The sequence below is a fragment of the Bacillota bacterium genome, from assembly GCA_018818595.1.
Taxonomy (GTDB): Bacteria; Bacillota_I; Bacilli_A; order Izemoplasmatales; family Hujiaoplasmataceae; genus JAHIRM01.
The window spans coordinates 1-11,744 of the sequence record JAHIRM010000001.1; the positions used below are offsets into that span (position 1 = coordinate 1).

The following is an 11,744-nucleotide window of genomic DNA, read 5'->3' on the forward strand; positions in this document are numbered from 1 at the left end:
AAATCTATAAAAAGAACTTAAATTATATCAAATTCAAGAAAAAACAGTGGAAATCACATATTTTTCAACAAAAAAAGGCTTGATATTGTCGTATCAAACCTATGCTCTGCTAATGTGTGACGCAACCTATTGTAATACAAATTAGCACCCCTGGTATATTTTTAGCACCCTTAATAAGTGTATGTTACACAGGATATTTGATTCATATGTTTGTTAATATTCACAAAACCTCTTTGATCTAGGTGATTATAAATATCAGTATCAATTTCTCTAATTTCAATTGACCCATTTCTTACCTTTACCCAAATAACATGATCAGCTTGATTATTCGGATTAAAATGAGCAGTATTATTAGAAAAACCTGTACCCTTAACTTCATATGTTTCTTTTGTTATTGGATCTAATCCATCAAGATTAGTTGAATGGTCAACATCAAAACCAAACACATCAGCAGCTAATCTTTCACTAAACTGAGAATCAACCTTCGCTGAACTCACTTTAGCAAAAATTCTTTTACCTAAAGTAAATGATTTATAGGCTAACAAATAATTCTTATAGTCAATCCCGTTCTTTCCAGTTTTACTAGAAGATGGAATGACAATCGCTAAAATATCTGGCACAAGCACCACCCTTTCATGATTAAATTCCATGCCTTTCTTTAGCTTAAGAAAGAGTTATGAAACTGTTTTTCATTTTTATTGATTTTTTCTTAATGAACTCATCTAGCAATCTAAAGAAATCTCAAAATACTAGATTGGCTTTTAATCTCTTAACTTATATGATGAAACAAAATATACTGTTATAATACTGAAAAAGAAATGGACTCAATCCTAGTAAGTAAATTTTTATACTTTATCTCTTTTTCCCTTGTTACATCTCTCGCACAACGTTTGAAGATTATCATCCGTTGATTTCCCACCTTTTGACACTGGCATAATATGGTCGACTTCCAACCGAAATCCATCGGTAGCTGTTGCTCCACAAATACAACACCTGAAACCATCTCTTTTCATTATGTTGTAACGTTTGTCATCAGAAAGAACAGCGCGTTGTTGTTGAATAAATGTCATTTTTCCTTCTTTTTCCAAAGCCATCTGATAACATTCTAAAATATCTTTAAATTCATATTTAACATCTCTACTGTAGTTATCATACAATACTGTTGCCATTAAACGTAATATGACATAAGGGAATTGTGGGCTGAAAGTTCTTGCATTAAGCAACTCTTCTTCATATCTTTTGAGTTCTCTAAATCTATTTTCCGTTGTCATACCTAAATTTTTGGCAAACCAATTTCTATTATCGCAAGGCGCGGTTGATATATCCTTGTAAAGTCTCTTTGCTTCAAAAACTTTCAAAACCTTCTTTTCATATTCACTAAATATCACGAAAATATCATTATATTTATTAATTAATGGTGTATAAACTGTCATTTCTTCAAATATTTTCCCAGATAAAAATGTTTTATAGTCAAATGAGCTAAATAAAACTAATTTGCCACCAAACATCGATTTACCGTATTTCGCTTTACTTGTGCGTTTTTCATATTTTATAGGCTCTGCTTTTATAGTATCAAAGTTGTATTTATTGTACTGGTTATTAATCGTCTCAATTTCTCGCCACATTGCAATATTATTTCTTATTATTATTTTTGCGTCTTCAAATTGCATACTGCCTCCGTTTATGGTTATAGTTTTTTAGTCTGTCTTAGGCAAGATTTGTTTGCTTATTTATGTTTTTTAATATAATTATACACCTCTGAACAAAAATAAGCACCCTTGTAAAATTTTACAACTCTCTTGCATGATTTAACACACCTCTTTGTTTATTACAAATACTGGCTTACCATACTTCAAATCGAAAACTGACTGAAGGGTTTATCTTAGTGCTTGTTTAGATTTTTTGCAACACAATTCTAACAAACCAACAAAATCTAATAGATTTTTACTTTCAAAACGTGTTTTATTATCATAAAAGTAGTTGTGTTTTTGAGCAATTACAATTAACCATTTACTAACAATTGCTTCTTGAAATCTAATATTAGCAAATCCTTCAATGTAGTCTTCTTTAATATTTGGTTCACAAAAACTGACATTCACACCACATTGTTTTAAATCTTTCGCTAGAGTTATACTAGGTGAATGTCTTATATCATCTGAATTGGGTTTATAAGTTGCTCCAAAGATGATTACATCTTTAACACCTAAGTCTAAAATTTTCTTTAGTGCATAGTTTGTTTTTTGGTCATTAATCTTTCTAGCTAGTCTTATTGGTTCAAACTCGTTTTGCTCCAAAATAAATAATGGATCAATTGGCAAACAATGCCCTCCAACACCTATTCCTGGCGACAATACTTTAGCTCTAGGGTGATCATTGATGAGCTCGATCAGCTCAAATACATTCATACTTTGCTCATCGCAATAAATCGATAATGCGTTTGCAAATGCTATTTCATAATCTCTATATGCATTCTGCATTATTTTAACATGTTCTGCGATTAAAAATGATGTTCTAGTAATTTTTCCTTTTGTAATTGATGCATATATTTGATGTGCTCTATTAAAAGCTTTTTCGGTTGTTGTTCCTATGACTCTTGAATTTGATTCTAATTCCTTAAAAACATTTCCTGGTTGAATTGTTTCTGGGCAATAAGCATAATCAAACTCATCCTCTTTTAGATTGGAAAGTTTAGATAAATACTCAATGAACTCTTTATTTGAATTGGGTGGAACCGTTGATTCTAATATAATCAAGTCATCTTTTTTTATTCTCTTAGCTAAACTTTCAAAAGCTTTTTTTACATATGTCAATTCTGCTTTTTGATGTTTATTTATAGGCGTTTGAACTGTGACGATGTATATGTCTGATTCGAGAAGTTCATTTGTAAGAAAAAACTTATCTTTTACTTCATCATATCTAGTGTACAGTTCATTTTCTTGACTATTAAATGTTTTATTTTTAATATCATCTAATCTCTTTTCATCAATTTCATATCCATTTACATCAAACCCTGATTCTGCTAACTTAATGCCTACAGGCAATCCAATATACCCTAATCCAACAACTGTAATATTCACTTTAAATACTCCTTTTGATCCAATTAACAATTCTAGACGATGCTTTACCATCACCATATGTATGGTTAAAACCATAAGATTGATGATTATTTTTCAACATGTCATCAATCGCTTCAAATAATTGATCATCTTCTATTGACATATTTCTTATCTGCTGATTTTGATAGTATCTTTCGGTTTTATCTCTTATGATGATTGTTTTTTTGTTTAAGAAAGTGGCTTCTTCTTGCACACCGCCACTATCTGTAATAACTAGTTCACATGTTTGTAGATGTTTATAGAACTCCTTGCTACTTAAAGCATGTAACATCTGAACATTATGACTAATAGATAGATAATGATGTGCTTTTGCTTGAATACTGGTATTAAAATGCATAGGGTAAATGAGTGTTATGTGCGGATTTTTTTCTAAATAGTTTGCTAGCTTAGAAAAAAACACATCAAGAAACTCCCAGTTTTCTCTTCTATGAACAGTTAGAAGAATTTTATTTTTCTGATATCTATGTTCATTTTCCTGAATAAAACTTGAAATATAATCTATACCTGTGTTACCAACAACCATGATTTTTGATGAATCAATATTTTCATTTATTAAATATTCTTTTTCTTTGTTAGTTGGTACAAAATTCATCCTGGCAACATGACTCATCATAACTCTTAATCCTTCTTCAGGAAATGGATTATACAGATCAAAAGTTCTTAATCCGGATTCAATGTAGAGAAAATCGATTTTATTCAAGTAGGCATATAGCATGCCTGCATATGCCGATAATGTATCGCCTTGTGCAATCACAAAACTAAAAACTACGTTGTTTATAAGCCTGTTAAATTCAGATAGATAATGTGATAATTGAACTGATAAATTCGTGTGAACAATAATTTCAATTTTTATATCTATGTTCAGATTATTATCAATAAATAGCTGGTGTACTGCTTCAGAATGTTGCTCTGTTGATAATATTTTAATTGGTATATTTGACTCTTTCAAATGTTTAATAATTGGAATGAGCTTGATTGCTTCTGGTCTAGTCCCTAAAATAACTAATCCTTGCACATTATTACCTCCCTTATCCTTTTACTTTCAATCATAGATGAGAACTGTATCGCGTATTCGATCGCTTTCGATGATAACATAAGATACTTAGCAGGTTCTTTAACAATTTCTTGAATTAATGTAACTGCTTCATCTATGGTTTTATATTGTAAAATATAAACTTTACCATATAAATTTGTGAAACATTCTATGCCTTTTCTCATAACCACTGGCAATCCAGCTGCCATAGCTTCATAGGCAACCCTACCAAATGTTTCCCACAAAGAAGGCAGTATTAATATGTCTGATTTTTTCAGTTGATTGGCTAATTCTGTTTGATTAAGATCTTGAATCAACATGACATTATCTATTAAATCATTTAATCTAATGTAGTCAATCATTTGTTCATAAAGAGTTCTTGATTCTACTCTACCTATAATGGTTAACTTTGTTTGTAAACCTAAATCTCTAAGTTTACTTATCATTTGCACTGATTCTATGACATTTTTTTGTTCTTTTATGGTTGATACAACAATCAGTTTCAATGGGTTAGTAAATTTATCTTTTGGAGAACTAAAAAAAACTTCATTAACACCACGATGAATCACTTCAATTTTTTCAGCATTAATATGATAAAAACTGACTAAATCATTCTTTTCACTTTCGCTTGGTGTAATTATTTTGCTTACAGCATTTAATGCTTTTTGTTCTAAATCTATATATTCTAATGGAACAATTTCATTAGATCTTTTATAAGAAGGCGTTAAGTACATGGGAAATAGAATCATTTTGCTTAGATACTTTTCTTCCAATGTTTCAAAGCCAAACATTTTACTGATATGGACAATAATGATTTTTCGATAAACATTGAAATCGTATTTATTGGTTAATAGTTCTAAATTGATTCTATAGTTTAATATGCGTCTTTCAAACTTATTGTCATGTCTGTATGAAACAGGATGAAAATAGGTTTTTAATTGTTTATGTTGATAGATATTTTCTGTTGGGGTTCTATACAGAACCAAATCGATTTCAAATGATTCAATAAACATATCTATTAAGTTTTTAACAACTGTTCCTCCACCACCGGTAGGGTCGTTGTATAATTTTGCGGCGATTATCAATATCTTATCCATGTCCCCGTCCCTTCCATATCCTTAAATACTGATCGAATATCGTGCTAAAATCGTAGCAATCATTTGAGTCACCACTAAAACTCATGAACGTAGCATCAACGATTTTTTCTGCTAATTTTTTAGGATCATTACTATCGATTAATATCCCATTTTCAGATGATACAATTTCAGGAAAAGCACCACATTTAGTTGCTATAATCGGTGTTCTAGCAGTTATAGCCTCAAGAATTGTTCTACCCATGCCTTCAGTATGAATATATCTAACACCATTTAGATCCGTATCAGTATCACCACTAAACTGAACATAAAAATCACTGGAGCAGATAAATTTCAATGATTCCTCATGATTTAACCTTCCTAAAAAAGTCACATTTTTTAAATGATGATATTTACTGTAAAGCTCAGAAAATTGTTGTCCATCTCCAATCAAATATAGGTGAAACAAGTCTTTATTTAAGAGCATTAAAGTTTTTAGTAACAACTCAACTCTTTTATAAGGTTCAAAACGACTAACAGTAACTAAATTTGTTTTTTGCTTCTCAAACATCAATTCTTCTCGAATGCTTTTTATGTGGTTTCTGAAATACGCTATTTTATTAAGGTCTATGCCCCCAACAACTCTATTAAATAACGACTCATTAATTCCAAAGTCTATTAATCTAGTTTCAGTCAAACGACTATTTGTAATTAAGTAGTCAACACATTGATTAATCGTAATTCTCCAATAATTAGTTCTATATGATGGATTATGATTCTCATCAAAAGTAGGTGCAGATATGATATCATTGCCACCTGTTCGATAAAAAACGACTGAGTTTTTAATGTTCGTTTTTATTTTTGTCATTTCTCCAATCCAGTGTCCTGAGTTGAAAAAAATCATAGTATGATAAGAATCAATTTTTTTAACAAAATCACTTATATCATCAATATATTCATTAACCCATTCTCCATTCATGAAAGCTAACATGTTTTTATCATTGTTGTGGGTTATAACATATAAGTTTGAGATAGATTTAAAGTATTCAATAAAATACTGACCATGAATCTCCATACCACCAATGTCATGAAGTGATTCTATAAACAGTATGATTGTGTCTTGAATTAGTTTCAATTTTCTTAAAGCTTTTGAAACACCTAATTTTGATTCTTTTTCTGTTGGAAATGTAGTTGAATCCACAAGTTCCTTATAATCATACCCCATTGCCACCGATGTGCCACATATTGATAAAAATTCGATATCGTTTGGACCATCACCAAAACCTAAAATTTCTGACATGTTTAAGTCATAATATTTAGCAATAAATCCTATTGCATTCGCTTTAGATGATTGCTTATCTTGTAACACGAGTACGCTAATTTTACTCCAATACTCAGTATGATATCTAGACTTATAAGGTTCTATATCTTCATGATTTATATCGATTAAAGCTACATTGTATAAAGAACCATCATGGTTGTCTTTCACATCTTCTACAACAAAACCTTTATTTCTTGCTTTAACTGCACATTCCTCACTTAATGAGTATGTTTCTTTTTCACTATAGTAAACGATGCATGAATGATTGGATGTGATATTTTCTATGGGTTGATCATAATTTAATGAATCATTTATATATATTTGAGCACCACTTAAACATATGTAAAAATCAAAGTCGATACCTTGTAGCAACTTTTTAGATAATGAAAGTGTTCTCATTGAAGCAACACCAACGATTAATCCTTGTTCTCTAAGTCTTTTTATATCGGATTTTAAAACTGAATCCACAACATTGTTTCCGCTTTTTGAAATGAGCGTGTTTCCAATATCAAAAACAACACATTTAATCATAGTGTAACCTCTTCAATACTTATAAACTGAATATCGTTCTTCTTTATTTGATCGATTAGTTCAGTCACAAATGATTTAATACCATAACCACAAAAACTATGCTCTCTAATAAAGGTATCATTAATATTTCTGTACTCTTCTTTTGTCATTTCATCCTTAAACTGTCGAGTTTGTTTGTATTCTTTAGGATTAAAAGCTAAATGAATCGGATGGACATTAAAGACATAAATGCCATCTGTAGTCATTCTATCTAATGTGTGATTTAAATCAAATGGATATCTATTTTTTAAATAAAATCCATCTTCAAAAAAAGTGTGCAGTTCATATAATTCCCCAACACGTTGATATGAATGCTGGTACTTCATATCAGTATAATTGTTCATGCTGAATCTAAATCCAAGACTTTCATAGATTTTTAAAGCTTCACATGGCATGTTATATTTATGTGCTCTAATAGACAGACCTCTATGCTCCAACTGATTGATATGATGAATTATAGATTCAATGCTATTACCATGATCGCTATCATCACAAAAATTGGGATGCAACTCCTTTGTGAAAAGTTTAGAATGCTCATTATATATGGTTTCACTATAATGTGTTTGGAATAAAATGCATGGAATATTGAGAGATTTAACCCAATCTAAAGCTAACTTGATAACCGCTTCACTTGTCCAATCAATATCCATTGTCAATAGTACTTTTTTACTCATGAGAAAAACCATGATAAAATTCAAATTTTTCTAGTGATAGATTAATATCTTTCAAGAGCTCATCTAAATTTGAATAATTCCAAATTTGTTTTGACAAATATTTCTTTTTTGCTCCATCATCAATTGTCACATGTTCCAAACGGCCATCGTGATTTAGATTCAACATTGAATCAATCATTAGTTTATTATCTTTAAAGGTAACATCGATATCAGTCTTTGAAAGGATTTCACTGATTTTCAAAGTTATTGCATGATATCTTTCATCATCAATCTCATATATGGCATCTTTGATTGGATCATCATAGGTCATATACTGATAAAATTTCCAACGATTAATCTTAAACAGATAATTGGATTGTTTTATAAACGTTGCTAATTCCTCTAAATAATCATAATTTACAGGTGTTATAACAGTATGTAATTTGGTTTCAAAACCAAGTTCATGCATATCTATCATTCTTTGTCTAAATCTACCCAAATAGTCTTTGTATGTTGCTGTGTTTCGGCCAATTTCATTTAAAACGTCTTCGTTTATAGTATCTAGAGTAATAGTAATTCTGTCTACTATCCCAACAAGTTTTAATAATATATCTTTATCAAGTAATATTGCATTACTTAATAACTCAATGCGTAAGTCGGGATATTTTTTCTTGTATATTCTAATATGTTCTATAAGTTCCAAAAAGTCTTTTAAGACTACACCTCCAATGATTGTTGGTTCACCACCAGAAAGGGTTATTTTTCTGATATCTAGGTTTTCAACTAGAGTTGTAACTGTTCTTTTTTTGTCTTCCAAACTTAGTTCGCGAGCTAATGACTCTCGACTTGTATCTCTAAAACAGTAGCCACAATTCAATAAACACCTAGGTGTTAACATATAATATATTGAAAACGACATAATTATTCCCCTTTTACTTAATATTCTAATTAAAAAACCTCTCTAGTGATACATTCCCTCAAAAATATACTAACACCATAATTAGACCAAGTAAATGCAGTTCAAGAAGCGTCCTGTTATTAATTAGTCACAATAAATCAAATATTCTTAGTATTTAATACTCCATTACGTTAGAGATTTCAACCAATCTACTGCATCTTCATCACCATATGTAATACACATTCTAATATAATTTTGGGCTCTGTCTATGTCATATTGATTGTATTCATTATCCAAGTAATATTCAGCTAATACTTTCATTGCTAATATTAGTCCTTGATTAGCAGAAGTTTCATAATAATTAATCGCTTTAGGAATATTTTTATCAACGCCAATACCATTCATGTACATATACCCTAATTGATACGCACAGTTGGAATCTTTTTTCTCTAGCCCTAAATTAAAGTACAATAAAGCTTTGTCGTAGTTTAATGGTATATTTTCACCGAACAAACAACTATTACCTAGAAAAAAACATCCGTTTGGAAATCCAAGCTTTATGCTTTCCTCAATTAACTCTATTCCTTTTTTCGTATTTTTACTTGTTCCTAGACCTAAAAACATACATTCCCCCATCATATACAATGCAGGTAAGTATCCACTGGCTGCACTTGAAAATAGATCAAATGCTTTAAAAGGATCCTTTTCAACAAAATCACCTGTAAAAAACCTTAGTCCAAGTTTATACATCGAAACCTGATTTCCTCTTTCTGAGGCTTTAATATAATAATCAAATGCTTTTGAATGGTCCTTCTCAACATATTTTCCTTCTTCAAACATAATGCCAAGATTATAGTATCCATAACTATCATCCATTTTTGATGCTTCTAAAAAGCAAGTATAGGCTTTCTCATATTCTTCTTCTTTCATGTGATTTAGTCCTAAATCAACTAAATCTTCAGAATTTCTTTTTATAGGTATATCATCTTTTTTGGAATTTTCACCTGCTATTTTAATAGGGAATTTATAATTCTCTAATCCAGTTATCTGAACAATGAATTGCTTCAATCTTTCTACATCTGATAAAGCATTTTCAAAATCATCTTTCAATTTATAATTATCGTTAACTACTAAACCAAATTTTTCATTTTGCTTAACTCTCTCATAGGTAACTAAAAATATTTTTCTTACCATTATTATGAATTCAGACATATATCGAGCTTCTTCAAATGCTAGTCCACATACAAGGACTTTAAACATGTCTTCTAATATTTTTACACAGAAACTTTTAGTGTTGATTCTATTTATGTAAGAATTTAAAACCTCATTGTAATTTCCTTTTTTTATCATAGAATAATCATCTTGTAATGTTGAGTTTCTATAAAATAAAAACTCACCATTTATTTGAAAAGGCAGGTATACATTATTATCGGATAAATACTGATACAATGCTTCTTCAAGAAACACAAGGTTTCCTCCATCAGGTTTTTCTGCAAAGAAATGAAAAATAAAATCATTTTTAATCCCTTTGTTGGGCATTTGAAAGAAAAAATCGTTGCTTGTGTTTGTATAATTGCCTATTTCGAGATTGTATAGTTCTTTATTTAGAATAACAAAATTATTTCTATTTCCTTCAATAAATTTGTCTGCATTAATCAAACTTTTTAAACTCTCATCTAAGAATGGCTTTATTTTTGAAAAATTAACCGAAAGAGGTGATTTGTGTGTTGTGATTAATTCATTAAGAGAGTATTGCTTCAACTCTCTATCCTTTTTTTGTAGTGCTTTTATTCTTTCGTTTATTGACTTGACCTGTTTAAATAGTCTTTTGGAAATTAACGACTCTCTATTTTTTATTAGTTGTTCTATTAATTCTATATTTGATTTGTTATTCAATACTAGATACCTTCTTCCAAGATAATCTTTGTTAACTGATCTATTCCTTCATTATGTATTCTCTCAAGATTATCTAAATCCATTGCTTGATCGATTCTCTTAAAAATGCTGATTATTGCATTATTTAGCTTATTATACCCATTGTTCGATAAAACTGTTTTCTGAGAATACTTCACTACTTTTGCTTTGCACTCATCCTTCATTTTATCTAAATTGTCTTGATATAAAATAGAATTCTTAGAAGAATCATTTTTATCTTTAGTGGTGAACTTATTGATTGATTTTTCATATGATAATGCACCCAAATCGTACTCTTTATCATTTTCTTGCATAGTTTCATTTAATGCATGTTTGCTCGTTGTAATAGTTTTGGATAATTGATCTAAAATCATCGGCATTTTCTCATCAAGAATACCAATTTTTTCTAGTTTTTTATCTAACACTTCAATTGCATCTTTGATGTTTTGTAATGTACTATTAGTTTCGATGAATGCTTCGGTTACAGGGAATGCAACATCTTGTACCTCAAGTAACTTCTTGTCAGTCATTTGCACAATCATGTTAATCAATTTGTTACTAAGTATGTCAACTATATTCTCATATTTTTCAATAAATATCGATTCATAAAATGAAGTGCTATTTCTTAATTCTTCAAAATTTTTCTTTTGCTCTTCGAAAAGATTATTCATTATAGTAAGTTTTTCCATTGAAAGCTTCTGCTGTTTTTCAATTAAAACTTCATAAGCATTGATTTTGTCTACTAATTCATTAAATTGTAATATTAACTGTTCATATTTTTCCATTATAGATATCCTTTCAAATTATTTAGACTCGCTTCAATTTTATTGTACGCGTCTTTTTGAACCATGCTGTATAGAATTTCGGAATATATTCTTTTGTCCAAGGTTAAATTTCTCAATGCTTTTCGTGTTTTATCATTATATGCTTGATAACCATGAATATATCTAATCAATGACAAGTAATCTTCTTTAATTATGTTGTTTGAAACCCTATTAGCCATATACATTGAACCAATTTCATTCTTCATTAAAATCATGTCGTGAATGTATTTGAATCTGTCATCATCTTGCATTAAATCTTCATACTCCTCATATTCTAAACATTTTAAGCAAACCTTTCTTAAATCTAATGCTTTAATAAAACAATCATATCTATTTTTTAGC

General features: G+C 29.6%; 11 protein-coding genes. All 11 read right to left on the minus strand.

Annotated elements, in window-relative coordinates; translation table 11 throughout:
* Nucleotides 1-170 precede the first annotated feature (170 nt).
* Complete coding sequence (locus tag KJ971_00005; GenBank protein MBU1144224.1) at nt 171-620, minus strand: hypothetical protein; 450 nt, start codon at nt 618-620, stop codon at nt 171-173.
* A 225-nt stretch (nt 621-845) separates the two neighbouring features.
* Nucleotides 846-1,670, minus strand: coding sequence for an HNH endonuclease (locus tag KJ971_00010; protein MBU1144225.1), 825 nt, complete (start codon nt 1,668-1,670; stop codon nt 846-848).
* A 207-nt stretch (nt 1,671-1,877) separates the two neighbouring features.
* Entirely contained in the window at nt 1,878-3,128 is a 1,251-nt protein-coding gene (locus KJ971_00015; GenBank protein ID MBU1144226.1) for a nucleotide sugar dehydrogenase, read from the minus strand.
* Entirely contained in the window at nt 3,079-4,131 is a 1,053-nt protein-coding gene (gene wecB / locus KJ971_00020; GenBank protein ID MBU1144227.1) for a UDP-N-acetylglucosamine 2-epimerase (non-hydrolyzing), read from the minus strand. The genes KJ971_00015 and wecB overlap by 50 nt, the downstream gene beginning before the upstream one ends.
* Nucleotides 4,119-5,246, minus strand: a complete 1,128-nt coding sequence (locus KJ971_00025) for a glycosyltransferase family 4 protein (GenBank protein ID MBU1144228.1) — start codon at nt 5,244-5,246, stop codon at nt 4,119-4,121. The genes wecB and KJ971_00025 overlap by 13 nt, the downstream gene beginning before the upstream one ends.
* Complete coding sequence (locus tag KJ971_00030; GenBank protein MBU1144229.1) at nt 5,239-7,074, minus strand: HAD-IIB family hydrolase; 1,836 nt, start codon at nt 7,072-7,074, stop codon at nt 5,239-5,241. The genes KJ971_00025 and KJ971_00030 overlap by 8 nt, the downstream gene beginning before the upstream one ends.
* Entirely contained in the window at nt 7,071-7,787 is a 717-nt protein-coding gene (locus tag KJ971_00035; protein MBU1144230.1) for a hypothetical protein, read from the minus strand. Before KJ971_00035 ends, KJ971_00030 begins: the two co-directional genes overlap by 4 nt.
* A complete protein-coding gene (locus KJ971_00040) occupies nt 7,780-8,685 on the minus strand; it encodes a radical SAM protein (protein ID MBU1144231.1) in 906 nt (301 codons plus the stop codon). The genes KJ971_00035 and KJ971_00040 overlap by 8 nt, the downstream gene beginning before the upstream one ends.
* 165 nt (nt 8,686-8,850) lie before the next feature.
* Nucleotides 8,851-10,560, minus strand: a complete 1,710-nt coding sequence (locus tag KJ971_00045) for a sel1 repeat family protein (GenBank protein ID MBU1144232.1) — start codon at nt 10,558-10,560, stop codon at nt 8,851-8,853.
* Between the two features lie 2 nt (nt 10,561-10,562).
* Nucleotides 10,563-11,363, minus strand: coding sequence for a hypothetical protein (locus KJ971_00050; protein ID MBU1144233.1), 801 nt, complete (start codon nt 11,361-11,363; stop codon nt 10,563-10,565).
* Nucleotides 11,363-11,744, minus strand: a 382-nt coding sequence (locus KJ971_00055; protein MBU1144234.1) for a hypothetical protein, incomplete at its 5' end; no start/stop codon positions are given. The genes KJ971_00050 and KJ971_00055, both read right to left, overlap by 1 nt.